The following is a 26,965-nucleotide window of genomic DNA, read 5'->3' as shown; positions in this document are numbered from 1 at the left end:
TTGGGGCCTGACGTGCCGCTCCGCGACACGAGGGCCCGTCCGCTCCGCTCCCGGACCCTGGCCCGCTTCGCGGGCAGCACCTACGGGAGGAGGCGGCGCGGGGGCGGTGGGCAACTACCAGTCGTGACAGGGGCGGAGGAGCGGGAACCGTCTCAACCAATCTGTGAGAACAGCCTACACCACCACATGATGCATGTGTAGAGTTCGGGATCGTGCCCCACCACCCCAAGGAGCACAACCCACCCCACCCAGCCAGGGCCCGGCCACGGCCGGCACCATCGCGGCGCAGCACGGAACCACCCCCTCCTGGCTCGCCGTGGTGGTACAGCCCCGCATGCGCGGGGAGCAAACCGGTCGGCCGTCAGCCGTGCACCGGGAACTTCTCGTTGAGGGCGTCGGCCCACTGCTGGGCCTGCTCGCGGGTTCCGAGGTAATCGGCCTCGCCCTTCATCCGGCAGGCCGCCACCGCCCCGCTGGGCTTGGCGATCACCGCCCATCCCCGGTCCGAGGTGGGGAAGAGGTGCTCGATCTCGTATCGGCCGGGCGGGGTCTTGTCGTCCTTGACGAACCACACGTGCTGCATGTCGACGTTCCGGTCGATCCCCGTGTAGTCGTAGATGACGCCTTCGGGCAGGGCGCCGATGCGGTGACCCACCTGCGGTTCCTTGTGGGAGAAGAGCACTTCCAGGCTGCCGAACCATCCGTAGGGGGTGCGGGCGCGTACGGTGCCTCCGGCGACGCGGAGGCCGGCGAACTTCTGCACGGGTCTTGAGTCCTTCCGTCATGGCGGGCCCGGACTCCGACCGGTCGTCGCGTCCGGCTTACCGCCTCGGATATCGCACATTGCGGCCCGGCGTGAGGCCAGCGCGCAGGTCGGGCGTTGGCCGTCTTCCACCGAGTGCCTGGTCCGCCGGGGTCCGGTCGGCTCAGCCTGCGGGGCCGTCCGCGCTGCCCTGCGTGGCAACGGCCCGCAACTCGGCGGCAACGGTGACGGCGGCTGCGCGGCCACGCTCGTCTAGCTCGCCCCGTCCCGCGGCCGTCAGCAACAGCGCGGCGGCCTCCAGCACCGGGCATGCAACCGCCACCATGCGCGCCGATTCCAGCAGCCGGGCCACCTGATCCGCCAGAGCGCCGGCCTGCTGACGCTGGCCGCACGGCCTCACGTCGTCCGCCGCGGCCGGCCCGGTCTCATCAGGACGTGCCGATGGCTGCGGCGGGATGACGGCGCTCACGCCCTGCCCCAGCGAGCGGGACGGCTGTGGATGTCGTGCAGCATTCACAGCCGCTAGTGTGCCCGACGGCCTACTCGACATCAGCCCCAGAACCTCCGCTCGCGCGGAGACGTGACGGGCCCACTCAGCCCCGACCCCTCTCCTCACTGGGCCACCTCCGCTTGCGCGGAGACGTTGACGGGCTACCCGGCCCCGCCCCCACTGTTCACCGGGGCACCTCCGCTCGCGCGGAGATCTCAGACCGTGGCCGAAGAGGCGTACGAGACTGAACGCACCAGGCCCGGACGCCCCTTTCCGAGACTATCGGGAGGCGAGCGGTGAGGGGGGCGATTACTACTTCTGGCGTGCGGTGCGGCCTGGTGTCGTGGCGGCCTCTTCGACGTCCCAGCCGTCCGTGACGCGGGCGCGGAGGGTGTTGTAGGCGACCACGCAGTCGGGGTGCCGGCTGATCTCGGCGAGGGTGAGGTGGTCGCCGAAGCATTCGTAGGTGGTGGCGCGTGGGCCACGCCGCTTGCTGGGCGTGCCCGCCGCAGGCGGCACCGTCGGCGTGTCCGCCGCGGGCGGCGCCGAAGCGGTGCGCTTGCGGGGTGCCTTCGTGCGGCTCTTCTCGGACGCCGACTCGATTTTGGTGTACTCGGCGAGGAGTTGCGCGCGTTCGCTCTGTTTCATGGGGAATGCGTTGATCTTGTCCTTGGCAGCTTCGCGCAGTGCGGCGCCCCACCCCTTCCGGGCCTGGTGGGGGTCGTGGGCGCTGTCGTGGACGGCGTCCTCCCATGCGTGGTCCAGGTCGGTCAGCAGCATGCGGGGAGCCACCTGGGCGGCGGGGCGGCGGGAGATCTGGGCGGCGTGCCGGCGCAGGTTGGCGCCCAGGGCGTCGGCGTGGCGGGCCATGGTGGCGAGGTGTTTGCGGGCGTCGGGGTCGGCGAGTTGTGCCGCGGTACCCAGGAGCAGGGGGGAGACGGTGATGCCGCCGATGGCGCCGCGGTGGCGATTGGTGTGCAGGACGGTGGACGCCACCGCGATGACGGGCACAGTGGGGTCCAGGATGCCGCGTTCGGCCGCTGAGATGGTGTGCTGGACGACGGCGCAGGTATGCACCGCGCCGGCGGAGTGGTCCAGGAGGAGAGCGGCGCGCCAGGGCTGGGGCCAGTTCTGGAGGTCGAGGACCCCCATGGGCGCCGGTTTGCCGTCCGGGTTGATGGTCCAGGCGGTCATGGGGTCCAGCCGCCGGGTGGTGGACCAGTTGTCGAGCAGGCGGTCGCCATCGTGGTGGGCCAGGGCATCCACCCTCATGTCGTCGGTGACGTGCAGACGGATACGGCGGGTGGGCCAGGTCAGCAGGTCCAGCCGGCCGGTGGGCGTACGGGTGCGCATCGGGGCCGACGGCGTCTCGCGCTCCCACACCGGCGCGTCGCCCGCCGCACGCGGCTGCGGCGGGGTGTTGAGCAGCAACACGTCCTTCAGCCGGTGTCCGGGCAGCGCCACGTGCACATGGGTGGAGATGGCGGTGGTACTGACCTGGGCGCCGAACACCTTGCCGCCGCGTGCCACAGGGTCGGCGGGGACGGCCCGCTTGATGCCCGCGACGTCGTAGGTAAGCAGATGCAGCAGCAGCCGGGCGGCCTCAGCCGCCGGCCACGGCGGCAACGGGGCGCGCAGCTCCTCGTTGAACCAGGACGACGGCCCATCCCCGCCCAGGTTCCCCGGGTGGAGGGCTTCAGGGCCGCGGTGGTAGTCGGTGAGCCGGCCGCACTGGAAGGCCGGGTGGCCGGGGTGGAAGAGGTCGAGGAAGGGTTCCCAGCGGTGCAGGTAGGCGGTGACCGTGTCGGTGTCGAGGGTGCCGGCCTTCCATAGAGCCTCCCACTCGGCGGCCGTGCGCGGACCGCACGCCGCGTCGAACACCGCCACCAGCAGGCGCAGCACGGCAACGTCCTCCCCCTGGTGCACGCTCAGGGACAGGCGGTGCGCGCGGGTCAGGGCCTCGGTGAGGCCCACCATGCGTTCGGCGTCGACGTCGTGATCCCAGACCGGGATCCAGGGCTCAGTGGTCAGCAGGAACGAAGGCGTCATCAGGTGCTCCACATCAGGAAGAAGGGGAGGGCAAAGGAGGGGCGACGGCCACCCCGGGGTGGGGTGGCCGTCGCCATCAAGTGCCCGGCGGTGGGGTCAGCCGGCGTCGGTGACGTCGACGCGGACGATGCGGCCCACCTGGAACGGCAGGTTCTCGTACTCGCGGGCGGTCGCGTCGTCGCTGACGGTGGTCTCGATGACGTCCCCGTCGGACTCCGTGATGACGATCTTCTCGGCCACGATGTCTCTCCTGGTCTCGTAATGGGTTCAGGAATAGGCACTCAGGCGAGGAGGTACTCGGCGGCTCCCCTGCCGGCCTTCTCCGCCTGATCGGCGAGGTGGAGCAGTTCCACGGCGTAGTGGTCGGCCTGGCGGGCGGCGTACGAGGAGGTGATACGGACCTCGTCGTCGTCCAGGCACAGCTCGTGCAGGGTGCGCGCGCGGGTCACCAGGACCTGCGGCGCCGGCACCTCGGACTCCTGGCCCACGCGCACGACCATCTCGCCGTCCTCGTCGCGCGCCAGGTACAGCACCGGGCTACCGGGCGCATCGAGCAGCTCCTCGAGCTGCTGGAAGCCCACCGCGGGCAGCTGCGGCAGCGGACCGCGCACACCGGCGACGTCGGTCGTGGTGAACCGCTCCCGCACCCCCTCCTCGTCGTACCCGAGGCAGTCCGCCGCATCGCGCACGAGCTCCTCGTAGCGTGCCACCGCCTCCACCTCCGAGCCGGTCTCCTCCAGCTCGCGGGAGTCCGGGTCGCAGTAGTCGACCGCCCACACCACCCCACCCGCACCCGGCGCCTCGTAGGAGTACAAGCGCACGTAGAAGTCCGTCTGCCCCCACTCGTTGTCCTGGGTGGTCTCCCGCTCCGGAAGCAGCGACCCCAGCAGCTTCTCGACCTGCTCCGCGTACGCCTCGCTGACGTCCGTGCTGCTGATGGTGGAGATGACGTTGCGCATGAAGGCCCCCCTTCACAGCCCGGCAACGGCGTGCCGGGGCGGCGGTGCCGGCACGGAACCGCCCCGGCACACCACACCCTAGAACTGAAAAATTAGGTGCCGCAATGTAGTTGCGGGAAATTTTTCAGTTGGATTGCTGGGCCTCACCCTCGCCACCTCGGCCACCCGAACTGCCGTACCACCAGGGGGGTTTGGCGTCAGTCGTCCAGCTGGGCGACGAGAGCCAGCACTTCGCCGTCGGACAGGTGCAGAAGCCCGGCGCGCCGCATGGCCTCGTGAGCCTCGTGGGCAGCGGCCGAAAGCGCCGCCTCGGAGCGCGCCGGATCCTCCAGCGCCGCACGGGTCACAGCCATCAGGCGTCGCACAGCCTGCGCAGCCTCTCGGGTCATCCGGTCCATGTCCATGCCCCCCTTGCCGCTTTACAGGCCGAATTCGACGTAATCGACGTCGGTCAGGGTCACGTGCAGCCCGTCCGCGCGCCGGCCGCCGTCACGGAAGTACACCTCGCCCAGGCCCTCGGCCGCGATCTGCTGGAGCTGCTGCTCAGCGGCGCCGGCCTGCTGGGCGTCGAACAGGCGCCGGGCGTACTCGGGCGGCAGGTGCTGGGTGATCAGCCGCATGCGGGGGTCGTCGGTGGTGCCCGGCGCGGCGGTGAAGCCGAACCGGGCCCGGGTCTCGATGACGATGCCGGTGCTGGTGGCAGCCTGCTTGCGGGCCCTGGCCTGGACCCGTGGCTGCCAGCGCCGGCGGACCTCGGCGGCCAGGCGCTCGGCCAGATCCGGGCGCGGGGTGCGCAGCTGGTCGCGGACGTAGCGTTCGACGGTGCGCTGCGTGATGCCCAGCAGGCCGGCCACCGCCCGCGTGCTGCCGCCGTGCTGGCGGACCAGGAACCGCATCCGCGCCCCGGCCGACTTCGGTATCGGCCGCGTTGCGGCCTGCGCCACGGCCCGGTCCAGGCCCTCGCCGATGGTGCCCATGGGGGTTCACTCCCTCCTCAGCCCAACCAGAGGCCACAGACGCCCCTATGAGGGCCGATTGGATGATGGGTGGATCTAGGAGACCGGGGCGGCCTGTACGACCCTCAGAGGGGCATGCAGGCCGCATCCCGGGCCTTCCGGGGGTCTGCTGGGACGTCAGGTCTGCGTCATGTCAACGAACCGGGAGTAGTGGAGCTGCGCGGCCACGGTCACGCGGGCCGTCGGTCCGTACCGGTTCTTCTCGATGACGAGGTCCACCTCACCGGCCCGCGCCGACTCCGGCTCATCCGCGTCGGGCCGCTCGACCTTGATCACGACGGTGGCGTCGTTCTTGATCGCCCGGGACTCGCGCATGAGTCCGTCGTCGTTGAGCTGGGACAGGGCGATGACGTGACAGCCGAGCTGGACAGACAGGTTCTTCAGGCCGCGGGACACGCCCGCCACGGCCTGTTCGCGGGTCATGTTGCGGGACTGCCCGGCTTCGACGAGCTGGAGGTAGTCCACCACGAGGACGTTGAGACCGTCGGCGCGGGCGCTGGCCCGTGCCGCGGAGGCGATGTCGCCCAGTGAGGCGCCGTCCGGCCGGTAGACCCGCAACGGCAGCGTCTTGAACAGCTCGGGGCCGAGGCGTTTGATGGTCTCCCACCCCTCCGGGGTGAGGCCGCCCTGATGCGTCAGGTGGTGAAGAGCGATCTTCCCCTCGGCTGCGGCGATCTTCTGCATGAGTTCGAGATCGCTCATCTCCAGCGACGAGAACATCACCTTCGCGCCGGTCTTGGCGGCGGCCACGGCAGCGTTCAGCGCGAACGTGGTCTTGCCCATGCCGGACTGCGCCGCCACCACGGTCACGTTGCCCGGGTGCATCCCGGAGGTGAGCATGTCCAGGTCGGCGAACCCGTAGGTCAGGCCGATCTTCTTGCCGTTCTGGATGTCCTCAAGGTCCGCGACGAAGTCGAGGTACAGGTCACCGACCGTGGGCGGCACTTCGTGCAGGCCCGGCGTGCCCGCGATGATCTCGGTGAGCTGCTGCTCGACTTCGTCGCGGACCTCGTCCTCGTCGCCTTCCTCACGGTAGGCGTACTCCAGGATGCGGTGGGCCGAGCTGATGACCGCGCGCCGGTACGCCTTGGCCCGGACGATCTCGGCGTAGCTCGGGCCGTTGGCGGCGGTGGGCACGGCCTGCACGCAGGTGTGCAGGTACGAGGCGCCGCCCACCTTGTGGATCTCCCCGGTGCGGGTCAGCTCGTCCGCGAGCGTGATCGCGTCGACCGGCTCACCCTTCGCGTGCAGATCGCAGATGGCCTGGTGGATGGTGCCGTGGGCGGGCCGGTAGTACTCCCCCGGTACCAGACCGGTGTCGAGGATCTCGCCGAAGTACCGGTACGAGGTGGTTTTCGGGGTGCCCGAGAGGATCAGCGCGCCGAGCACCGCGCGCTCGGCGTCGAGATCGTTCGGGGGAACGCGGGGGAACGCGCCGGCCTGCTGGGCTTCATGCTGCTGGTTAGGGACCCGGGCGGGGTTCGTGGACACTGGAAGAGATCTCCTGTTCGGTCAAGGCGTTCAGAGGGATCCGCGGGCCGCTCCCCTGCACGGGAGCGGCCCGCACTGGCATGTCAGTCCGGTACGGCCATCGCGCAGTCGGCGCAGCCGACCCGGTAGCGGGCCGGGTGCACCGGACACCGCTCCTCACGGCCGCCCGTGCCCTGCGCCGAGCCCGGCCGGGACCGCGCACGGTCGTAGAGCCGCAAGTCGTCAACCCAGCCCGGCAGGCACTTGGCCCACGCCTTCGCGCCGCTGGTGTTCTTCAGGATTTCGGCTTCCAGCAGCGCCAGGTGCTCTTCGTCCAGCCCCGTCAGCGCCGGCCAGCCCTGCGCCCGCATTGCCCGCAGTAGCCGCGGTGCGCACTTGCGCGCGGTGGCGGCACCCGCCTGCCAGCGCTTCATCTGCTGCAAGAAGCGCGCAGCGGCAGCGGTTTCCTCCTGGGAGAAGTCGTCCGCCTCCCCCTCCCTCTGTGACGGAAGCGACCCGCTGGGGTCACGGAGGAGGGTTGGGGAGGAGGAGGAATCCTCCTCCTCCGGGGGGTGTGGGGGGGGAGCCATTCCGCGTCCCGGAACGGGGGAAGCGTTCTGACCTGCGGGAACGCGCCTGCCGACGCTTCCCGGAACGCCGGATCCCCGAACGACGGATCCGGCGTTCCGGGAAGCGTTCTGACCTGCGGTTTTACCTGTTTCCCCGAACGACGGATCCGGCGTTCCGGGAAGCGTTGCGACCTGCGGTTTTACCTCCCCGTGATTATTTGGTTCCGGGGTCTCCTGCGCGGCCGGCTTCCAGTCCGGGTTCCAGGCCGGGTTGTCGTACGCGGTGTACACAACAGGCCCCATGCGGCCGGGGAGCTCCGGGTGCGGCAGTTGTTCACGGCGCAGGTATCCGGCCGAGAGAAGACGCGTGAACGAGTCGTACACCGCGTTCTTTCCGACCAGTTCCTTGGCGTTCTTCGCCGACCGGATGCCGCGCTCCTGCAACTGCCCCCACACCGCCATCGGGGTGCACTCGATGCCGGACGCGAGGTTGAACATCACTTGCAGCATCACCACGTAGTCGAGTGCGTGGACCAGGTCCGTCCCCACCCCCAGATGTCGGGGGACGGAAACCCCGCTCGCGGGGGCCTGCGACTGCCTGATCGGCGCCGTCTCGTTGATGCTGCTATGGGCAGCCGCTCCGCGCTGCCCTGCGGCTGATGGGTAGTACTTGCCGGACATCCGGCGGTCCTTTCCCGGCCTCCTGCGGCAAGCGCCGCGTGATGAGTGCACCCTTGGGTACACTCACCGGAGACCTGACTTGGTCAACCCGCCGCCCGGGAGGTCAGAGCCCCGGGGTTTACCGGCGGGTTTTAACTTTTGGTGCAGGTGACCTTACGCCCAGTAGGCAGGTCAGGGTTGCTAGATGAAGGCCGCGCGGTCCGTGGTCGCGGCCGCCGAGGTCTCTAGGTGCCCCCCTGGCGCTTGGGCCGGACGGGCAGACCTGCGGCCTCCAGCCAGCGGTAGAGGGTGCTGGGACCGACCCCCGCTAGCTCCCTGATTCGGTTGCGGCCGGCACCAAGGCGCGCCGCCTCGATGGCGCGGGGCTGGATCTCCTCAGCGAGGACCCGCTCCGCTTCCTTCAGCAGCTCAGCGCGCCGGGCGCCGGCTTCCGCGACAGCGCGCAGCGCTGCCGCCTGCTTCTCCTCGGGAATCTCGGTCACGGGCGGGAGCCTACCGGAAACCACAGCACATACGTGTGAAACCACGCTGAGATTAGTAGTTGCACAAGCTGTGTTTTGCTGCAACAGTGGGTCTGCCTCGGAAAACGGGGCGGCCCCCAGCCGGTGGTGCAACACCTGCCAGGGGCCTTGACCACCCGCCTACGTGCATAGGAGGGCGATCCGTCATGGATCGTATCGCTACGCCTGCTCGCGCGATCACCCAGTACGAGCCCCGGCCCTGTACCGCCTGCGGCGGCCAGCAGGGCCACGTCGAGACGACGTGGCGGGGGGGCACCCGCACTGACACCTGGCGCCCGTGCGCCACCTGCCGCGGGGCGGGGACGCGGTAACGGCCGGCCGTCGGCTGGACGTCGACACCGCATGAGGCACGTTCGAGCGACCGCCGCTGTCGCGGCTGTCGTCTCCGGCTTCCGCGGCCACTGAATCCGTTCCGAGGCCGCGCCGCAGAAGCGCACCCCCACGGGCAGGCCACTGCGGCGCGCGCCACCTCGGTCCCACCTTCCCCTTCCCGCCCCTTCGCCGGGTCTTCGGACCCGGCTCCCTCACCCGGCACCGCCCCGCCGGCGGTGCCGGATGTGGGAGCCGCACACGACAGCGTCCCCGACATCAGCCCGGACGGGCAGCGCGTAGCGCCGGCCTGAATGGCAGCGATCGGTCCTTCTCAACTCCACAGCGGCACCACCCGGAACCACGACAAGCCGGCACCCCCGAGCAACAGATCTGCGGAGGGGCGCCACGAGGTGAGTCCTCTGGTCACCCGGGATCAGGCAACTGCGACAAGCCGTCGGCCCTGCCTGCGCGACCAACAGCACGCACCTTCTCCCATGCCGCCCTCACAGGCGGACAAGTGACCCGTACGCGCAGGTGAGACAAGGGCAAAGATCGCAGCCCCGTAGGCATGAGACCGGTTCGAATCCGGTCCGGGGCACTGCGGCCCCTACGCCGCTAGGGAGCCAGGCACCCCGCCGGCCCCACCACCGGACAGCGGTTCCGCTGCCCCCTTGTCGTTCGCAGATCTGCGAAGGAGCACCCATGCCGTACGTCGACGGCTTCCAGGTCACCCCCGAGGAGCTGAAGGAGGTCTTCGCCCGCCTCCAGCCGTACCTGCCGAGGCACCTGAAGAAGGTGACCTCCCACTCGTACGGGCTCGGCTACGAGTTCGAGCCGTTCACCGGGCGGGAGCCCGAGCCGTCCGCCCCCTCCACCCACGACGACCCGAAGTTGCGCTATGTCAGGGAGTCGGAGGACGAGGCCGAGTACCAGCTCCGGCAGAAGGCCGGCCTCGTCCTGTCGGAGCTGTACCAGCAGGCGCGGGAGGAGTGGAGGTCCGCCGCGTACGTGGCGGACCTGAAGACCGTGGTTGAGGACGCGCCCGCCCTCTGGAGGGCGTACCAGGACGAGGCCACGGCCCTGGCGGCGGCGTACGACTACCTGCGCACCCCCAACGCCGCCGCCGAGTGGCCGTCCGCGGTCTCTCGCCTGGTCGACGCCCAGGACCGCACCACGTCCGCCGCTGTCGCGTTCGACGGGCGGGCGGCGCAGATCGCCGAGGTCCACGACACGCACCTCTACGCCCGCCTGGGCCGCGCCGCCGCGCTGGAGGCCGCCGGCTACCCGGACGCCGAGGACTGGCCCATCGGCGCCGTCTGCGACTACGGCAGGCGCTTCTACGGCAGGGGTGCGGGCCCCCTGGAGGAGCAGGTTCGCGACCTGATCGAGCAGCAGGACGCCCACCTGGCCAAGGTGAGCCGCCTCGCCGGCACGGTCACCGGCCGGCCCGCGATCCGCACGGAGGAAGAAGCATGAGCAAGACGTCAAAGTTCGAGGGGCTGCTGCGGCGCTGGCGCGGTTCCCCGCGGGGGACGGTGCTGGCCGTCCTCATGGCCGTCACCCTGGGCGTGGCGATTCTGTCGGTCCAGGTGAGCTACCGAATCCTGGAGCCGCGGTTCGGGGTGTGGGCCGTGCCGACGGTTGGCGCGCTGGATGCCCTGTGGGTGGTGTTCCAGGCGACGGAGATCCTGGCCGGCAACAACGACGCCCGCGCCCGGCGCGTGCGGTACGCCGGGCTGGGGCTGACGGCCGTGAACGCGGCCCTCCCCACGGCGGACCTGGTCGTGTCCGGCGTGGGCGAGGTCGGCGGGTTCGTCCTGGCCGTGATCCTGACCCCGATCGCCATCGTGGCGACCAAGGCCGCGTGGTGGATCGTTCTTCCCTCGCTCGGGCGGCGCACGTCCGCCGGCACCCGGCAGCGCATCGACGCCAAGCGGCAGGAAATCGCCGACCGCCTGGAGGAGATGGAGGCCGAGGCGGCGCACCGCATCGAGCTGCTGGAGCTGGCCACCGCGCTGGAGAAGCGCGTGGCCGAGGCAGAGACCGCCTACCGCAAGTCGGTACTGAAGTCGCAGCAGACGATGACCGAGGAGCTGCACAGCCAGGCCGAGGCGACCGCGCAGACGATCGCCGAGAAGGTTCTCCCCGCCGCCGTGGCCGCGATCCGCCTGCCCGAACTGGGCCAGTGGACTCACGCCGCGCCGCCCCTGCCCAGCCCGGCCACCGTGGGCCGTCACGCCACCGGCACGCAGGTCAACGCGCTGCCGGAGGAGACCGGCACGCCGACCGGCACGCCGGGTGTGCCGTCGACCGGCACACCGGCACGCCCGGCGGCACAGGCCGTCACGCTCGATGACCTCGCGGCCGTCGCGGGTGTGCCGGTTCCGCGGCCCGGTGAGCAGCTGACCGCCCGGCAACTGGACGTCGTGCTGCGGCACCTGCGCTACAGCACCGACCCGCCGACCTCCTACCGCCAGGCCCGCGACCACTTCCGCGACGCCGGCTTCGTCGGCAGCGAGGAGCGCATCCGCCTGGCCTGGGCGGTGCTGATGGCCAACGAGAAGGGCGGCGGCCATCAGCGCGAGGACGACGAGGAGACGCGGGACGCGGACGCGGCCTGAAACCACCGTCCGGCACCACCAGTGAAGACCAGCCCGCCGCGGGCGGGCTGGCCCTCGCTGCGACTGCCGGAAGCAGACCACGCAGTCGAGTTGCAGACCCGGTGAGCGACCCGGTGAGCGCACGCCCCCGTGCGCAGCCCCAGGAAGCAGACCCCGGTGAGCACAAAAAGAATCAAAAGGAAACCGCATAATCGGTCGGTTACGATCACCTGCCCACGACACCGAAGGAGGGGGTGTGGGAAACAGGAAACACCAAGCGGACCAGACCGAAGAGCTCTACGGGCAGGCTGCGGGCGCGATCGGAGTCATCGTCATCGTCTTCGGCATCCTGGCCGCCATCAAGGACCAGCTCGGCCTGTCCTGGCCGGCCACTGTGCTGCTGACCGTCGGCGCCCTGGTCGCACTCGGATACCTCGCCTGGCGCATCCGCACGGCCGTCAAGCGCCTGTGGGCGCGCGAGGAGCAGCCCGCGGTGACGCGCTCTCAGGAAGCCGCCATGGCAGTGGAGGAGGCCATCCAGGCCGTGCCGGCACACCCGGAATTGACCGCGGCGCTCACCACGGCCGGCGCCATTGGCAAGGACGAGGTGATTCGCGCCGACGAGGTCACCATCACGACGGTCCGTACCGGAAAACGCTACGACTTCCTTGTCCCCAAGGGCCGTACGTACGCGGACGTCGAGAAAAAGCTCGGCAACGTCGCCGGCATGTTCGGCGTCACCCGACTGCACACCAAACTCGAACGAAGCCGCGACAACGAACGACGGGTGCAACTGCTGGTCCTTGACGAACCGCCGTTCAGCCGCCCGTTCCCCGCCCCCACCCGGCAGGAAATCGCCGCGTTCGACGGGGTCCCTCTCGGGCATGACGTCATCGGCGAACTCGCCGGTGTGCCCACGTTCGACAAAGCCTCCCTGCTGGTCGGCGGCATGACCCAGATGGGGAAAACCACCCTGGTCAACGGGCTCATAACCTGCCTGCTGATCGCCTACGGCGAATTCGACCTGTACCTGCTGGACGGAAAACTCTCCGGTCTGACCAGGTTCGAGAAGGTCGCCGTCCGCTACGAGGCATCCGACAACCCGGCCGTCATGGAGGACATGCTCGATGAGCTGAACGCCCGCGTCGAAAGGCGCTACCAAAAGATCCAGGACGCGATCCGCAACCGGCAGCCTATACCCACATTCAGGCCGGTATTCTTCATCGTAGACGAATCAGCAGACTTCTTCGCCGACGACGGAACACCCGCCGGAAGAGAACGGGCGCGCAGGGTCGCAGAAAAAGCCCGGTCCCTGGTCGCCAAGGCCCTGGAATCCAGAATCGCCACCGTGATGCTGACACAGCGTCCGGCAAAAGATGCGATCCCGGTCATGGTCCGCGACCAGTTTCTTTACCGCATGTGCCTGTATGTGGCATCGGAAGGAACCGCGAAAGTCGCCCTCGGTGACACGTACTTCGAAACGGTCGCCCCGATCAACCCCGCCCTTCTCGACTCCAACATCAAGGGCCAGGGCGTGCTGTTCGCACACGGAGTTTCCACCCTTATCCGGGGGTTCAACTTCACGGATGAGTTCATCTGGGAAGTCGTTGACGAGGTCTATGCCCGCCAGCAGCAGGCCCTTGAAAAAACTCCGGTCTCCCCGCTCAAGCAGGCAGTCGACCTGATGCAGAGCAAGCAACTCGACTTCATACCCACCGCAGAGCTGGCCCCAGCGCTGGGGATCACGGAATCCAATACAACGGAAGCTGGAAAAAAGCTCAGCGAGTTGTTTGGGGTACGGGTGCGGGCTAGCAAGGGCGGCCCGAAGAGCTTGCGAGGCTACCGCCTGGCCGACCTCACCGCAGCCCTTATGTCCGATTCCTGACCGCCGACCGGCACCGCCAGACCACCGCCAGCCCACCGCCGACGCACCGCCCGAGCGGCGGTCACCACCGCCCGAGCGGCGGTCACCACCGCCCGAGCGGCGGTGGCCCGGCGGTGCGTCGGCGGTACCGGACGGCGGTGCTGACCTGCGGAAACAGTCAAACAGCCCACGAGAGAGGAAGGGGGCCCGTTGCGCACCACAGCAGTGGTTGCGGTCGGCGTGGGAGCCACCGCGGCCGTCGTCGTGGCCGCACTCGTCCAGGCCGCCGGCGACGACCACCCAGGACTGGGCGCCGGAGTGCTCAGCCTGTCTGTCCCGCCGCAGTACAAGGGCCTGATAGAAAAGGCAGGAACCACCTGCCCCGGAGTCAGTCCCAACCTGCTTGCCGCGCTTCTCTCAACAGAATCCAACTTCAACCCCAAAGCACAGTCGCCGGTCGGCGCGCAAGGCATCGCGCAATTCATGCCGTCCACCTGGGAGACCAGCGGAGTTGACGGCAATGGGGACGGAAAGCGCGACGTGTGGGACCCCGAAGACGCGATCCCCGCCGCAGCCAAGTATCTATGCTCCATAGCCGACGAGATAAAAGACGTGCCCGGCAATAAGCAGGGCAACATGCTCGCCGCCTACAACGCTGGCAGCGGCGCCGTCCGCAAATACGGAGGTGTGCCTCCCTACAAGGAGACGCAGGACTACGTCAAATCCATCGTGGCTCTCGCCGAAAAGCCGTCACCGGGCGGCGGCACGCTCACCACGGCGGAGCAGGCCGCCACGGTCGTAAACGCCGCGCAAGACATGATCGGCACCCCCTATTCTTGGGGTGGCGGCAGCGCGAGCGGTCCCACCACGGGAACCTGTTGCTCACCCAACGGAAGCTCCGGAGGATCAGTAACGGGTTTCGACTGCTCCGGGCTCACGCTCTACGCCTACGCACGAGTCGGTATTTCCCTACCCCGAACAGCGACGGAGCAATACGCCGCATCGGAGCCCGTGAAACCCGAACAGGCCATGCCCGGAGATCTCGTCTTCTACGGCAGTAGCGCGACCAGTCTTCACCACGTCGGCATTTATGTCGGTGGGGGCTGGCTCATCAATGCTCCACGGCCGGGAACCCAAGTCCGGTTCGACCGTGTGAACGCGATGAGCGACGTTTTCGCCTACGCCCGCCCCATTTCCCGCCACAGCAAGGAGGCATAACCTATGTCCAAGATCACCGTTCTTGCCGCTGAAGGCCAGGACCTCAGCGACGGGTTCACGGCATTCTTTCGCACTATCGGACTGACCGGTGCCGGTCTGGTCACCAAGGGCATTGCGGCCGTCATCGCCGTGATTGCCGTCCGCATGCTGCTCCAGCTCTCCCACGACCCGAAGACCGCTCTGCAGAAGGGTTCGATGGCGGTGGGCACCTTGTTCGTCGCGGTCATCCTCGCCCTCTACGGTGACACCCTCTTCTCGACCGTCACGAACGCCAAGCACTGATCGCCATGCCGGACAAGAACCCGTGCGACCTGATCAAAGGTCAGGCGAAAGAGTTCTGCAAAGCCAAACCGGGCGATCCTCCAAGCCCCGGAAAAGGGGGAGGTGGTGCAGGAGACGGAATCACCGGCGGCGCCTCTCAGCACGTGCAGGACTTGGCCGAGTACCTGATCAAGAAGATCAATGGGCTCATCGCGCCGAAGCAGGCGCCGCTGAAGTCCGACAGCGCGTTCTACGAGCCGTTCTTGTGGCTCGGCCAGCACCTCGCTGTCGCGATCTTCACGTGCGTGGTCGTCATATGCGCCCTGACCGCCTGGCAGGGCGTACCACGCCTGCGCCAGCTGGGGGCCTCCACCGGATGGACTCTCGCCGCCGTCGTCGGTATGGCGTCGGTGCCGGGCATCGTGGTGTTGCTGAACGGGGCCGTGAGCGAGGCGTTCACGGCCGCGTTCGACAGCAATGAAACGACTCTGTTCGGCGCGATCAGCAAGGACATGAAGAAGGCGTCGGATTCGGGCAACCCCCTGGCCATCTTGATCATCGTTGCAGCGCTCGTGGTAGCCCTCGGGTTCGCTCTGCTGGTGTTCATGACTCGCCAGCTTGGGATCCTGGCGTTCGTGTGCATGGCTCCCCTGGTGCTGGCGTCGCTGGCACGCGGCGGTGACATGACGGCGGTCAAGCAGTGGGCGATGAGGCTGCTGGGGCTGATGTTCGCCCCCATGGTGCTGCTGCTGGTCTCCCCCTTCGTGGACCTCGCCAAGGGCTCACTCGTGATGGACGCTACGCTGCTGGTCGCCGCGGACGTGCTGATGCTTCGGATGATCTTCCACGGGATCCCGTACTTCGGTCCCAAGGTGGCCGGCGCGGTCCGGAGTGTGGTGGAGCGCAACACGGACAACCGCCTGGTTCGAGATCTCATCCGGGCGGGTGTGCCGGACGTCTACGAGCAGGAGAACTCCGCCCGCGCGCTGCGCACGGTCGACACGCCCGGCCGCGCGATGTACAAGGACCGCGGCGTCCTCTTCGCTGCTTACGGCTTCAAACAGCAGCAGCGCCCGGGACAGCTGACCACGGCGTCTGCTGTCGCTCAGGTCCGGGAACGCGCGTCCCGTACGGCCCAGCTCACTCAGGCACGCCAACAGGCACGGGCAGCCGCCCGGCCCCAGGCGGCCACCGATGGGCCCCGGACATCCGCCGGCCAGGCCGCGGCGCCGAACCCGAGGCGGGCCCCCAACGCGCCGCAGCCCGCCCCCGCCCGACCGTCCCAGGCCCCGAAGCGGTCGGCATCCCCGCCCACCCCCTGACGATCCGACTGGTCCGGCCCCGGCGTTGCGTGCCCGTCTTCGACGGACCACGGACGCCGGGGCCGCGGCACTCTTTGGAGGCTCTGTCGTGTATTCCCTGAACCCTGGCCACCTGTTCCCCGCCGTGCAGCGCGGACTGAGCCCTGCCGAGACCCTGCTGACGAAGATGAACCTCGGGGCGGGCGGCGCTCTCCTGATGTCGGCGTTTCTCAGCCCGCCGCCGGCGTGGACGTTCGGTGCGGTGGGCGCCGCCGGGGCGCTGCTGAACGTGGCGCCGGGGCCGCGCTCGGTCGCCCGGTGGGCGGCGGTCGGCTACCGGCGTCTGCGGGAGAAGACCGCGCCGGCGGCGGTGTTCGACCGTCCGGGGGCGACCGCGACGTGGGAGCTGTACCCGGAGCACGGCACCATGCAGGACCCGCTGCGCCGCGCCGCCTTCCACGATGCATTCAGCAGGGCGCTGACGTTCGCTGGCGGCCAGGCCCGCACCGCCGGCATTCAGGTGCACGTCACCCACCGCGCCACCGTGGACGACTACGTCACCCACGGGCAGACGATCTCTGTGCACGTGCCCAAGGGGTTGGCGGGGCAGCCGGACCGGATCCTGGGCACCCTGGAGGGCGAGGTGGCTCGGCTTGGCGCGCTGATGCCCGTGGAGCCCGACCCCGTGCCCGCTGTGGCCGAACGCGGGCCCGGTTGGGTGCTTCTGGACGACGGCCGCTACGCGGCCACGGCACGGGTGACCGCGTGGCCCGACGACACCGACGGCGACCTGATGCAGCGCCTGCTGCTGGGCGACGGCCACGCCGACCGGCAGGACCCCCACTTCACCGTGGACCGGTCGTTCGCCGTGCTGTACCGGCCGCTGCCGCCGGCGCAGTCCCGGCGGTCGGCGAAGTGGCGAGCTGCCCTGGCCGGGGCGTTCACCACCGACACGGTCAAGAAGGCCGCCCACGAGATCGCCAGCAGCACCACCCACGGCGCCCTCGTCCAGGGCGCGATCCTCGTCGACGTTGACGCCTACCTGACAGTGTGGGGCGACAGCCCCGAGAGCGTCAGCGACGCCCGTTGGCATGCCTCGCTCACCGCGGACCGGCACCGTATCCGCCTGGACTGGTTGGCCGGCCAGCAGCACCGCGCCCACGTGATGACCACCCCGCACGGGGCCTCCACCAGGAAAGGGGCGATCCTGTGATCCGTCTGCCCTCCAACCACGCCGCGATCACCGCGCCGCTCGTCGCCTCCAGCACCCAGTTCCCCGGTATCCCGATCGGGCGCTCCCTGCTGGACGGCCGCCCGTTCCACCTCTCCCCCGTGCTGGCCGACACCGCGATCCTGCCGTCCACCAACTCCCTGGCGCTGGGCGGCCTCGGGTCCGGCAAGTCCACGACAGCCAAGGTCCGGACGTACCGGGAGATCCGCGACCACGGCCACCAGGCCGTCGTCATCGACTCCTTCGGCGAGGACGGCGTGCACGGTGAGTGGCAGCCCGTGGTCCAGGCGCTCGGCGGCCAGGTCGTTCAGGCCGGCAGTTTCACGCTCAACCCGTGCTCCGACCTGTTCCCGCCCCAGGTGCGCGAACAGCTGATCCGCTCGCTCGTCGTGGCCGTCGAGCCGGGCGCGCTCAGCCACCAGGCCACCCACGCCCTCCAGCACGCCCTGAACCACCCCAAGACCACCTCACTGGACGCTCTGGTGGACGCACTTGTCACGCCGGAGGACGGCAGGTGGTCGGCCCAGAAGCTGGCCGAGTGGGGCGAGGGCGCAGCCATCGCCCTGTCCCGCTACACCGAGGGATCGCTCAGCGGCATGTTCGACGGACCGGACGCAGCGCTGCCTGAGACGGACCTGCCGATCCTGTCCTTTGACTTCACCGGCCTGGACCGCAACAGCCCCGCCATCCCCTCGCTCATGGCAGCGGTGATGTGCTGGGCCGAACACATCTGGCTGCGCCAGTCCACGGCCGTCCACCGGCACCTGGTCCTCGAAGAGGCGTGGCAGATCCTGCTGTCCCCGGCCACGAGCGCGCTGATTCAGCGGCAGCTGAAGAACAGTCGCAGGGCCGCGCTGTCCCTGGACGTGGTGATGCACACGCTGTCCGACCTGGGCGACGGCCGGGCGCAGGACCTGGCGCGGCTGTGCGAGATCGCGCACGTTGGCCGGCTGGGCCCGGAAGAGGCGGCGGTCGTCGGCGCGCTGCTGGGCCTGCCGCAGTGGGCCGTCGACACCATCCCGACGCTCGGGCCGGGGCAGGCCGTATGGAAGGTCGGCCCCAACTACGTCGACATCGTCCAAACCATGCTCAGTGAGGAAGAGGCCAGGCTCACCGACACCTCATCGCGGCGCCGCGCGGCGCAGCAGGCCCTGGTCCAGGACTCGGCCGACGAACAGAATGCGGACGACGTCGAGGACGACGGCGTGGAAGAGGACCCGGATCAGGCCCAGCCGTCGCGGGACGACCAGGCCCCCCAGCCGGAGGACGATGAGGACAGCTGGGACTGGGAGATGCCGCCCAACGTCATCGACACCCGGCACCACGAGGTCTTGCAGGCCGCGCAGGAAGGCCGGTGCAACGAGGCCGCCCAACTCGCCGCCATTGGTGAGCGCGAGGACATCAACGCCCACGGCATCGACTCCGACCAGGCCGTGTCCTGGCTGGCGACTCGGGCCCGGGTGGCGGAGTTGTGCGGTGATCCACACCAGGCTGCGCGGCTGCGCGCTACCGTCGCCCGCATGGGCAAAGACGTCGAGTGGTACGAGAAGGCCGACCCCAGCACGGAGTGGTATCGCGGGCCCCAGCCCGAGCCGCCCACACCGACCGCCACCGACGCCGCCCCCACGTCTCCCTCGCGTCGGCGCACCTGGCTCCCCATTGCCGTCGTTGCGGCCCTGGCCCTCGCGGCAGCGGGCGTCTGGAACAAAGCCGACAGCGAGCAGCAGAGCCAGAAAGAGCAGAGGAAACAGGCCACCTACAAGGGCTTCGCTGCGGCAGACGTACGAATCGACGGCGTGGCCGCGGAGACGTCGGCAGAGTGGAGCAAGGACGGCCACTCGGTCATCGTGTCGGTTTGGGTCGCCGCCGAGGAGAAGCCCGGACTTGTCCGTATCGACGCCAGCGGACAAGTCGCAAAGAAGGAGAGGGAAAACATAGACTCGCGCGACTTCGGGTCTTTGATGCCGATTCGCCTAGAGGTCAGCGTCCCCATCAACGACCGGTGGCGACCGGTTGACGCACGGTTTTCCGTGAGGGGGGCGAACGCGAAGCCCGGAGCGCACGTACCGCACCGCACCGTCAGGTTCACCGCGGACGGTGTAGCCCTCGATGCAGAGAGCGGTGAGCGGCTGAAGCACAAGAAGACCAGTCTGCTCTGAGACGTCGTCCCCGCGCTCACCGGGAAGCACGGGACCGTCGTCATACGTCGGCCACCTCGTCGGCCCGCCCCTGGACTGGTGGCCCTGCGGTCTACTGTGCCTGCTGGTCGTCGGCGGGCATGGTGGGCATGGTGCGGTAGCGGCGGGAGGCGGTGTCGGCGGAGACGCCGAGAGCGGCGCCGATGCTGGCCCAGTCGGCGCCGGCCGCGCGGTCGGCAGCGACGGCTGCTGCCACCAGGCCGTGCGCCTGGTCCAGCACCTCCAGCGCCGCCGTGGTGTAGCGGCCGGCCGGATGCTGGGGCTGCGCCGTCAGCCGCCTCCCATGCCAGCCTGCGGGCTGCTGCCAGTCGGGCCGCTCGGCCTCCGCGTCCAGCTCGGCGGCCAGGCGGCGCGCCGCGCCGGCCACCGCGTACGCCGCCGCCCTCACCTCGTGGCGCCGCTCGGCGGTGTCTTCGAGACGCACCTCGCGGCGGTCGGTGCACTGGTTGATCTTGGCCATGAGCCGGCGATTCCTGGAGCGGCACGCCTCTGAACAGAACCTCCTTGGCCGCCCACCCCGCCCACTGGCTGATGCGAGCATCCGTGTGCATCCGGGCCCCTCGCAGCGCTTCATACCCATCACTCCCAACCGGTCGTCGCCCGCAATACAGCGGACCGGCGCGACCGAAAACCTCCCGATTTCCGGCCTCCACCATCAGCAAACACCCGGGAAGGGCGACCGGAAACCCGGCGTGCGGTAGCGCCGCAGGGCGCACAGCCTGGAATGGCTGGCCGCTGGAGCTGGGGCCCGCCGAGGCGTGACAAGATGGGCGGCATGGTGAGCGAGACGGCAACGCACGACGAGCGGCTGCGAGACCTGGAGGCCGAGGCATTCCGCACCGGCCGCACCCTTGCCGAGCACGGCGAGCAACTGGCGATGATCCGGGAGCAGCAGCGCACCGCGTTCGGCAACATCGACTCCCTCGCCGACGCCATCGGTGCGCCGGGGGACCGGTCGATCACGGAGCGGCTGGACACGATGGAACGTGTCCTGTTCGCCCTCGCCCGCGCCCAGGGCATCAACCCGGACGCCCTCGGCTGACCCTCCCGCACCGGCACCGGCACCGGCACCGGCGCCCAGGGCACTGGCCCACTGGGACGACCGGTCCGACGGCTGACGAGGACGCGACGGTGGCCGTACGGGCGTGCCACCGTGACGGTGGTGGAGAACAGCGAAGGGGCCTGGCGTCGTGCCAGGCCCCTTTTGCATGCCGTTCTACAGGTCGTCGACGGCCTGCGTGACGCGGTCGGTGTCCCAGGTGCCGCCGTCGAGCATCGGGCGGGTGAGGAGCTCGTACTTTTGCAGGGCCATGGGGGCGGAGTCGGCGCCATGGCCCCAGGCGGAGGTGAAGCGGTCGCGCCAGCGGTCGACACCCTTGAAGTGGACGCTGCTGCGGCCGCGGGTGTATTCGGCGTCGCCCTGCTCTTCCTCGACGAGGACGGCGGCGGCTGCGAAGACGATGTAGTCGACGGCGAGCTCGGGCCGTAGCTGGTCGCGTACGGCCAGGCCGCAGGTGACGCCGATCTCGCGGTGCTGGCTGATGAGGGCGAGCAGGCCGCGGGCGTAGGACTCGCGGGCGAGGTCGTCGCGGTAGGCGATGAACAGGCGCTGGATCTCGCCGCCGGCCTCGATCATCTGCCGGTTCGCGGCGAGGTACTCCCGGCGCCGGGTGAGCAGCGTGGGGTCGGTGGTCAGGTCGGCCGCCAGGATGCGCTGCGGCTCGGACTGGGATTCGATGAGGGTCTTGACCAGGGTGACGGACAGCCGGGGACTTCGCTGGCGTAGACGCGAAGGTGCCCGTTGGCGATCTCGTCGTACTCCTGGACGAGTTCCCTTTCGAGTTGCGCGCGGACAAGGTCGTAGAAGTGCGCGTCATCCATGGACTTCAGGTTATGGGTGCGCGGCAGGGTGATGTAGCGCGACTGCCGCCATAAATGTGTGGCCACCAGGGCCAGCACGATGGCCGTCTCGGCGGTGATCAGCAGGTTCTTGACGCCTGGCTGGGCGGTGACCCAGGCGGCGACGGGCGTGATGACGCCGATGACGCCGAGCAGGTTGGTCAGGGCCGGTGAGGCCAGGGCGTCGAAGGTACGGGCCGCGGGGGTGCGGCGCGGTGGTGCAGACACAGGTCGTTCCCCCTCCTCGGCCCGGTACGGGCCACGAATACGGTGTGCTGCGCCGGCTGGCCGGCCATGACGCGCCCTGCCACATGCCGGGCGCGCGGCGGGGCTCAGGGCTGGGGCGGTGGCGCCAGCGGAATCTCGTAAGCGATCTTCCACCGCTCGGCCGGCACGAGGACGTCGGCGGTCTCCACGGCCTGGCCGTCGGCGGCGTAGTAGGTGCGCTCGATCAGCGTGGCCTGCGAGCCGGCCGCGATGCCCAGCAGCTCGGCCTGGTCGTGGTCGACCTGGACCGGCTGGGGCATCTCGACGGCGCGGGTGACGGTGATGTCGATGTGGGCCATGCGCTCGACGACGCCGCGCCCGGCGAGCGGGCCGCCCTCGGGCAGGACGATGGGGGTGCCGCCGGTGAGGGACATGGGTTCCCAGCTGGTGGCGAGCATGACCGGCTGCCGGTCGGCGAGGAACTCATAGACGGTGCGCACGCACAGTGCGCCCTCGCCGATGCCGAGGCGGACCGCGATGGCGGGCGGGGCGGGGACCTTGGCGGTGCTGTCGGACTCCCAGGTGCCGGTGAAGCCGGCCGGGGCGATGCCGACGAGGCTGCCGGGCGGGGCGGTGCGGTGCATGATCCGCCGCTGAGGCGGGGTGCGTACGTACGTCCCTGCGCCGGGGCGGCCTTCCAGCAGGCCCTCGGCGATCAGCAGTTCCTGCGCCTCGCGGACGGTGTTCTTCCCGACGCCGAACTCGGCGCCGAGCTCGCCGCGGCCGGGTAGCCGGTCGCCGGGCGCCCAGGTGCCGTTGACGACGCGCTGGCGGAGGGCGTCGGCCACGCGGAGGTAGTTCGCCGGGGTGTTGCCACTGCGGCCCTTGGCCATGCTTCTCCTTGTCCGCGGGGCTGACCTGTACGCATTGACAAAGCTAGTCCCCTAGCTCAAAGCTAGGGGACTAGCTCCACTCCGAGTATTCACAGGCTGACCGGAACGGATGTCAGTGGCCTACGACCCCCAGATCGCCCGGGTCCAATCAGCGGCCGCCCAGCTCACCGCACTGACCGGCGCCGAGCCCCGCATCGTCCGCGAACCCGGCGCCGTGCGCATCGAGGCGGACGTCACCGCCAGGCTCACCCGCCGCTGGACACGGCTCGTCGCGGTCCTTGAACTGGGCACCACCTACGGCCTCACCGACACCGAAACGGGGCAAATCGCCTGGCTTCGCTTCGAGTTAGGAAAGGGCACCCGCCCATGACCCCCGCACTCCCCCTCGCCCGTCAGCCCTTCTTCAAGGGCCACGGCGCCGAGAACGACTTCCTCCTCCTGCCCGACCCCGGCCACCGCCTGCGCTTAGACGCCCACCTCGTACGGCGCCTGTGCGACCGGCGCACCGGCATCGGCGCCGACGGCCTGCTGCGCGCCGTCCGTACGACCGCCGACCCCGAGGCCGCCGCCTGGGCCGGTGAGGCCGAGTGGTTCATGGACTACCGCAACCCCGATGGCACCACCGCGGCGATGTGCGGCAACGGCATCCGCGTCTTCGCCCGCTACCTCGTCGACTCCGGCCTGCGCCCGCCCGGCGCCCTCGTCATCGCCACTCGCGCCGGCGTCCGCCAGGTCCACGTCGCCGACCGCTCCGCCAGCCTGCAGGGCCCGGTGTCCGTGCAGATGGGCCGCCCCCGCCTGCCCGGCTCCGGCCCCGTCGACGTCACCGTCGGCCGCCGCCGCTGGCCTGCGCTCCATGTCGACATGGGCAACCCCCACGCCGTCGTCCTCGTCGAAGACCTCACCCACGCCGGCGACCTGCGCACCGCGCCCACCGTCACCCCCGCCTCCGCCTACCCCCACGGCGTCACCGTCGACTTCGCCGTCCGCCACAGCGCCCGGCACCTGAAGGTCCGCGTCCACGAGCGCGGCGTGGGGGAGACCCGCGCCTGCGGCACCGGCGCCTGCGCCGCCGTCGCCGCCCTCCGCCACGCCGCCGGCGAGCACGGCACCGGGTACGGCCGGTACACCGTCGACCTGCCCGGCGGCCGCCTGCACGTCCGCGTCACCGCCGACGGCTCCATGGAACTCACCGGCCCCGCCGCGATCGTCGCGCAGGGCACCCTCCACCTCGCCCCCACCGCCCTGCGCAGACCGCCCCGCGCCCGGGTGCTCGCCCGCACCTGATTCACCGGCAGCACCACAACGCCGGACGGCCCGGACCCCCAGCAGGGTCCGGGCCGTCCGGCGTTGCTGCTCTCACGCGGCGCGCGCGACCTCCAGAACGACAGCGGCGGCAGGCCGGGCGTGCAGGGCGTCACGGTGCCGGCGCATGACCGAGCCCGGCCCCCACAGCAGCCCCGGTGGCGCGAAGTGCGGCAGTCCCAGGTGCCGCTCCAGGGCACGTAGGTAGTTCCAGCGCACCGACGGGTGGGCGGAGTGCGCGAAGTGGTGCAGGTCCCCGTACGGCAGCCACGTCACCGCCGCGAAGGCCGCCAGCAGCCGGTTGCCCGCATACAGGCGCAGGCACCGCCCCGCCTCCACCCAGGCAGGTGTCCCGGTGCGGGGCTCGGGGTCGAACCACGTGTGCTCCACCAGCAGGCTCATCCAGGCGAGCAGGGGGTAGAGCAGCAGCCGCGGCACGAGCACCCCGCACACCACGGCCTCGATGCCGCCAACCAGGTATGCGGCGAGAGGGACAGCGGCAAGCGCGGCCGCGCGGCCGGGGGAGCGGCGGACGGTGGCCCCGAGAGCCGTGACGGTGGCGCGGATGCCGCGCGGCGTGAGCGGGTACAGCAGCGCGACGGCGAACCGGCCCCGGCTCGTCCCCGGGCGCAGTCCTGCGTCGCCGAGCTCGGCGAGGTTGGGGTCGGCGGCCAGGGTGGCGTTGGGGTGGTGCTCGCGCACGTGACGCCGGCGCCGTACGGCCACCGGAGCCAGGCCGAGGGGGAGGTGGGCGGCCTCGGCGAGTACGTGGTTGGCGCGGGCGGTGCGGGCCAGGACGCCGTGGACGGCGAAGTGGCTGAGCTCTTGCAGGTGACGGAAGGCGACGGCCATGCCGATGGCGGCGACCGCCGCGGCCACGGGGCTGTGGCCGGCCAGCAGCCACCACCCGGTGATCTGCACCCACTGCCCCGCGAGGAGCAGCGCTGGCGTCAGGTTGTTCGCACGGGACCGCTGAAGGGTTATCAGCTCCGCGGCAGACGCCGCGTGGGGTCGTCGGCGGGCGAACCAGGCGCGGTCGACCTGGCGCAGTGCGATGCCGGCGGCGATGAGGGATAAGCAGGTCAGCATGGGTGTCCAAGGCAGACAAGGGCAGGCAGATCCCTGCCATGCATCACGCAGAGTACAGCTAGTCCACTAGCTTTGAGTGAGGGAGCCCCACAACAACGGGTCCGCGGCGGGTCGCCCTCCCGCGGACCCGTTTCGTCACGGCGCAGCGGTGTGACGGTCGTCAGCCGACGTAGAAGGAGCCGAGGTCGCCGTTGCGGCGCGTCTTGCTGAGAGGCCGCTCGGATTTTCTGCGGAAAATCCCCCTGCCTTCTCCCACCTCGCTCCGCCGGGGCTGGCGCTGTCGCACGTGTGTGATCAGGCCGCTTTGAGCGTGGCGACGTGCCGGGCCCGCTCCTCCAGCTCCCGTACGCCGGCGACGTCGCGGCACGCAGGCAGGGCCTTGAGCATCGTCCTTAGATGCTCGTCGCCGCGTGCCGAGGAGAGCGTGACGTGGTGATCGAGGAATTCGTTCCAGGTCGCGCAGGCCGCCTCTATGTGCCGCATCCGGAACTGCCGCTCGGCGATCACGCCGAGGCAGTGCAGCCGGCCTTGCCGCTCCAGCGGGCTGCGGGCGGCGTTCGAGCAGCGCAGGGCGGTGATGGATCGGGCTTGATCGCCGAGGTGCCAGCGCACGTGTGCCTCGTGGAAGAGCAGCGCCGCGGTGTCGTAGCCGCCCACCGCGTCCCGCCGGTCGTCGGCGCGCGAGAGGGCCGCCTCGGCCTCACCCAGCCGGACGGCGGCAGTGCGCCGATCGCCGGTCATCGCGGCGGCGGCAGCCTGCTGGCCCCGCAGGAACGCCACCAGGCGCGGGCCGGCCACCGGGGCCGCCTCGGCCGCCGCGTCCGCCAGCTCCAGGGCCCTTTCCCCGTATCCGAGGTGTGAGGCTTGCAGGCTCATTCCGCGCAGGGTCCGGCAGTAGGTGACGTGGTCCTCAGCGGCGCCGGCCAGTTCGAGGGCCCGTAGGTAGTAGCGCTGGCCCAGGCCCTGCTGGTTCTCGTACATGGCCATCCACCCCGTGAGGTACACGAAGTCGGCGACGGCCGCCCGCATCTGGCGGGTGACCTCCTCGGTGCCGCTCGCGCGCAGGTAGGGGCCTGCGGTGTTGACCAGGAACGCGGCGGCCATGGGGCGGGCGTGCCCGGCGCCGACCTGATCAAGGATGTCGGCAACCTTCTCCGTCATGGTGCGCACGGTCTCCACGTCGGACCGGCCGATGTGCACCGTACGCCCCGCCCGCGCGACCTCCGTCCGGCCGGCCACGTCCTCGAACCGCGGCACCACCAGCGCCGCCGCGTACATCCCGGCCTTCAGCACCCCGCGTCGCGAGGGGTCCATGTCCGCCCGGCTCAGATCAATCACTCCCGCCACCGCATCGCGCGCCTCGGCCGGCTCGGGCGCATCAGCCCAGCCGATCTCCGCGCACGTTACGGGGCGGCCGAGCAGCCGCGAGAGCGCCTCGGCGACCGCAGGCCGCGCCTTGGCCCTGGGCACGGACCCGGCGACCCAATGCGAGACGGTGCTCTTGTCGTAGTGCAGGGTGACCCCCAGCTCGCGGCCGGCGGCGTTCACCCGGCGGGCCAGCTGCGCGTTTCCGATTCCTCCCGACTGCATCAAGCCCGCGAGGGCGGTGTTCGGTGTCCGCGGTCGACGTGCCATCAGCGAACTCCCCACTGCGTTCACCCAGTTCAACCCTCGGTCTACTCTCCTCCCTTACCCGCCGGCGCGCGCCGAGGTTGAGTAATTACGGCCGTTCGGTGATCTCTCCCCGCACGGCCGACGCCCCGGCCCGCCCAGCGCCCCCGGACCCCGAGGCGGGCGGGCCGGGCACCCAGAGACGACGAGACCGTGCACACGGGGCCGAGCGGAAGGCGATCTCATGACCGCGAACGGAAGACCGTCCGTTGGTGACGAGGTGATGGAGGGCCGCACCCGCGCCGTCGTCACCGACATCCGCCAGGGCGTCCTGTGGCTGCGCGCGCCCGGCCGCGCCGAGTGGCCCGCCCGGGACCCCAAGCAGCTGAAGGTGATCCGCACCCGTGGGAAGCGCCGCGCGGCCGGCGACGCCTGACCCACCGCCCCACGGAAGCGCG

General features: G+C 70.4%; 28 protein-coding genes. 12 read left to right on the top strand and 16 right to left on the bottom strand.

The window, feature by feature from the left end; translation table 11 throughout:
- Positions 1 to 361: 361 nt before the first annotated feature.
- The 10 genes from IE305_RS31820 to IE305_RS31775 form a co-directional block, all read right to left on the bottom strand.
- A complete protein-coding gene (locus tag IE305_RS31820; protein WP_190133320.1) occupies positions 362 to 763 on the bottom strand; it encodes a hypothetical protein in 402 nt (133 codons plus the stop codon).
- A gap of 163 nt (positions 764 to 926) precedes the next feature.
- Entirely contained in the window at positions 927 to 1,232 is a 306-nt protein-coding gene (locus IE305_RS31815) for a hypothetical protein (protein ID WP_190133319.1), read from the bottom strand.
- 333 nt (positions 1,233 to 1,565) lie between these two features.
- On the bottom strand, positions 1,566 to 3,302 hold the full coding sequence (gene casA / locus IE305_RS31810; RefSeq protein ID WP_190133318.1) for a type I-E CRISPR-associated protein Cse1/CasA: 1,737 nt from the start codon (positions 3,300 to 3,302) through the stop codon (positions 1,566 to 1,568).
- 96 nt (positions 3,303 to 3,398) lie between these two features.
- On the bottom strand, positions 3,399 to 3,542 hold the full coding sequence (locus IE305_RS31805; RefSeq protein ID WP_190133317.1) for a hypothetical protein: 144 nt from the start codon (positions 3,540 to 3,542) through the stop codon (positions 3,399 to 3,401).
- A gap of 41 nt (positions 3,543 to 3,583) precedes the next feature.
- Positions 3,584 to 4,261, bottom strand: coding sequence for a hypothetical protein (locus IE305_RS31800; protein ID WP_190133316.1), 678 nt, complete (start codon positions 4,259 to 4,261; stop codon positions 3,584 to 3,586).
- Positions 4,262 to 4,458: 197 nt separating this feature from the next.
- Entirely contained in the window at positions 4,459 to 4,659 is a 201-nt protein-coding gene (locus IE305_RS31795; RefSeq protein WP_190133315.1) for a hypothetical protein, read from the bottom strand.
- 21 nt (positions 4,660 to 4,680) lie between these two features.
- Positions 4,681 to 5,238: a telomere-protecting terminal protein Tpg gene (gene tpg / locus IE305_RS31790; protein WP_190133314.1), complete on the bottom strand. Its 558-nt coding sequence runs from the start codon at positions 5,236 to 5,238 to the stop codon at positions 4,681 to 4,683.
- Between the two features lie 156 nt (positions 5,239 to 5,394).
- On the bottom strand, positions 5,395 to 6,768 hold the full coding sequence (locus IE305_RS31785; RefSeq protein ID WP_190133313.1) for a replicative DNA helicase: 1,374 nt from the start codon (positions 6,766 to 6,768) through the stop codon (positions 5,395 to 5,397).
- Positions 6,769 to 6,851: 83 nt separating this feature from the next.
- Positions 6,852 to 7,997 carry a hypothetical protein gene (locus IE305_RS31780; protein WP_190133312.1) on the bottom strand — a complete coding sequence of 382 codons (1,146 nt, stop codon included), beginning with the start codon at positions 7,995 to 7,997 and terminating at the stop codon, positions 6,852 to 6,854.
- A gap of 224 nt (positions 7,998 to 8,221) precedes the next feature.
- A complete protein-coding gene (locus tag IE305_RS31775) occupies positions 8,222 to 8,479 on the bottom strand; it encodes a hypothetical protein (RefSeq protein ID WP_190133311.1) in 258 nt (85 codons plus the stop codon).
- Between the two features lie 1,053 nt (positions 8,480 to 9,532).
- On the opposite strand from IE305_RS31775, the gene IE305_RS31770 reads away from it, so the two are divergent.
- The 8 genes from IE305_RS31770 (at position 9,533) to IE305_RS31735 (ending at position 19,464) form a co-directional block, all read left to right on the top strand.
- Entirely contained in the window at positions 9,533 to 10,306 is a 774-nt protein-coding gene (locus IE305_RS31770) for a hypothetical protein (RefSeq protein WP_190133310.1), read from the top strand.
- Positions 10,303 to 11,451, top strand: coding sequence for a hypothetical protein (locus IE305_RS31765; RefSeq protein WP_190133309.1), 1,149 nt, complete (start codon positions 10,303 to 10,305; stop codon positions 11,449 to 11,451). The genes IE305_RS31770 and IE305_RS31765 overlap by 4 nt, the downstream gene beginning before the upstream one ends.
- A gap of 235 nt (positions 11,452 to 11,686) precedes the next feature.
- Positions 11,687 to 13,315 carry an FtsK/SpoIIIE domain-containing protein gene (locus IE305_RS31760; protein WP_190133308.1) on the top strand — a complete coding sequence of 543 codons (1,629 nt, stop codon included), beginning with the start codon at positions 11,687 to 11,689 and terminating at the stop codon, positions 13,313 to 13,315.
- Between the two features lie 189 nt (positions 13,316 to 13,504).
- Positions 13,505 to 14,512 (top strand): C40 family peptidase, encoded by a 1,008-nt coding sequence (locus IE305_RS31755; protein ID WP_190133307.1) that lies wholly within the window; start codon positions 13,505 to 13,507, stop codon positions 14,510 to 14,512.
- A gap of 3 nt (positions 14,513 to 14,515) precedes the next feature.
- Positions 14,516 to 14,794 (top strand): hypothetical protein, encoded by a 279-nt coding sequence (locus tag IE305_RS31750; RefSeq protein WP_190133306.1) that lies wholly within the window; start codon positions 14,516 to 14,518, stop codon positions 14,792 to 14,794.
- Positions 14,795 to 14,799: 5 nt separating this feature from the next.
- On the top strand, positions 14,800 to 16,095 hold the full coding sequence (locus IE305_RS31745; protein WP_190133305.1) for an energy-coupling factor transporter transmembrane component T family protein: 1,296 nt from the start codon (positions 14,800 to 14,802) through the stop codon (positions 16,093 to 16,095).
- 88 nt (positions 16,096 to 16,183) lie between these two features.
- Positions 16,184 to 17,287, top strand: coding sequence for a hypothetical protein (locus IE305_RS31740; RefSeq protein ID WP_190133304.1), 1,104 nt, complete (start codon positions 16,184 to 16,186; stop codon positions 17,285 to 17,287).
- On the top strand, positions 17,284 to 19,464 hold the full coding sequence (locus IE305_RS31735; RefSeq protein ID WP_190133303.1) for a putative type IV secretion/conjugal transfer ATPase: 2,181 nt from the start codon (positions 17,284 to 17,286) through the stop codon (positions 19,462 to 19,464). Before IE305_RS31740 ends, IE305_RS31735 begins: the two co-directional genes overlap by 4 nt.
- A gap of 91 nt (positions 19,465 to 19,555) precedes the next feature.
- Here the strand turns inward: IE305_RS31735 and IE305_RS31730 are convergent, their stop codons facing one another.
- Positions 19,556 to 19,963 (bottom strand): hypothetical protein, encoded by a 408-nt coding sequence (locus tag IE305_RS31730; RefSeq protein WP_190133302.1) that lies wholly within the window; start codon positions 19,961 to 19,963, stop codon positions 19,556 to 19,558.
- 315 nt (positions 19,964 to 20,278) lie between these two features.
- Between IE305_RS31730 and IE305_RS31725 the strand changes: the two genes are divergently transcribed.
- Positions 20,279 to 20,545, top strand: coding sequence for a hypothetical protein (locus tag IE305_RS31725; protein WP_190133301.1), 267 nt, complete (start codon positions 20,279 to 20,281; stop codon positions 20,543 to 20,545).
- A gap of 174 nt (positions 20,546 to 20,719) precedes the next feature.
- Here the strand turns inward: IE305_RS31725 and IE305_RS33340 are convergent, their stop codons facing one another.
- The 3 genes from IE305_RS33340 to IE305_RS31715 all read right to left on the bottom strand — a co-directional run bounded on the left by IE305_RS33340 (position 20,720) and on the right by IE305_RS31715 (position 22,502).
- Positions 20,720 to 21,139 carry a hypothetical protein gene (locus tag IE305_RS33340; protein WP_229891809.1) on the bottom strand — a complete coding sequence of 140 codons (420 nt, stop codon included), beginning with the start codon at positions 21,137 to 21,139 and terminating at the stop codon, positions 20,720 to 20,722.
- Positions 21,140 to 21,195: 56 nt separating this feature from the next.
- Positions 21,196 to 21,630: a hypothetical protein gene (locus IE305_RS33335; protein ID WP_229891808.1), complete on the bottom strand. Its 435-nt coding sequence runs from the start codon at positions 21,628 to 21,630 to the stop codon at positions 21,196 to 21,198.
- A gap of 104 nt (positions 21,631 to 21,734) precedes the next feature.
- Positions 21,735 to 22,502, bottom strand: a complete 768-nt coding sequence (locus tag IE305_RS31715; protein ID WP_190133300.1) for a GntR family transcriptional regulator — start codon at positions 22,500 to 22,502, stop codon at positions 21,735 to 21,737.
- Between the two features lie 115 nt (positions 22,503 to 22,617).
- On the opposite strand from IE305_RS31715, the gene IE305_RS31710 reads away from it, so the two are divergent.
- Both IE305_RS31710 and dapF read left to right on the top strand, forming a co-directional pair.
- Positions 22,618 to 22,872 (top strand): hypothetical protein, encoded by a 255-nt coding sequence (locus IE305_RS31710; RefSeq protein ID WP_229891806.1) that lies wholly within the window; start codon positions 22,618 to 22,620, stop codon positions 22,870 to 22,872.
- Positions 22,869 to 23,789, top strand: a complete 921-nt coding sequence (gene dapF / locus IE305_RS31705) for a diaminopimelate epimerase (RefSeq protein WP_190133298.1) — start codon at positions 22,869 to 22,871, stop codon at positions 23,787 to 23,789. The genes IE305_RS31710 and dapF overlap by 4 nt, the downstream gene beginning before the upstream one ends.
- A 72-nt stretch (positions 23,790 to 23,861) precedes the next feature.
- Here the strand turns inward: dapF and IE305_RS31700 are convergent, their stop codons facing one another.
- Both IE305_RS31700 and IE305_RS31695 read right to left on the bottom strand, forming a co-directional pair.
- Entirely contained in the window at positions 23,862 to 24,896 is a 1,035-nt protein-coding gene (locus IE305_RS31700) for a fatty acid desaturase (protein WP_190133297.1), read from the bottom strand.
- 294 nt (positions 24,897 to 25,190) lie between these two features.
- A complete protein-coding gene (locus IE305_RS31695) occupies positions 25,191 to 26,531 on the bottom strand; it encodes an NsdA family TPR-like regulatory protein (protein WP_190133296.1) in 1,341 nt (446 codons plus the stop codon).
- 220 nt (positions 26,532 to 26,751) lie between these two features.
- Here IE305_RS31695 and IE305_RS31690 point away from each other — a divergent pair, with 220 nt between their 5' ends.
- Positions 26,752 to 26,943 carry a hypothetical protein gene (locus IE305_RS31690; RefSeq protein ID WP_190133295.1) on the top strand — a complete coding sequence of 64 codons (192 nt, stop codon included), beginning with the start codon at positions 26,752 to 26,754 and terminating at the stop codon, positions 26,941 to 26,943.
- Positions 26,944 to 26,965 lie beyond the last annotated feature (22 nt).

The organism is Streptomyces mashuensis (assembly GCF_014654785.1).
Lineage (GTDB): Bacteria > Actinomycetota > Actinomycetes > Streptomycetales > Streptomycetaceae > Streptomyces > Streptomyces mashuensis.
Note: the sequence above shows the minus strand (reverse complement) of the source record. Positions and strands in the feature narration are given on the sequence as shown.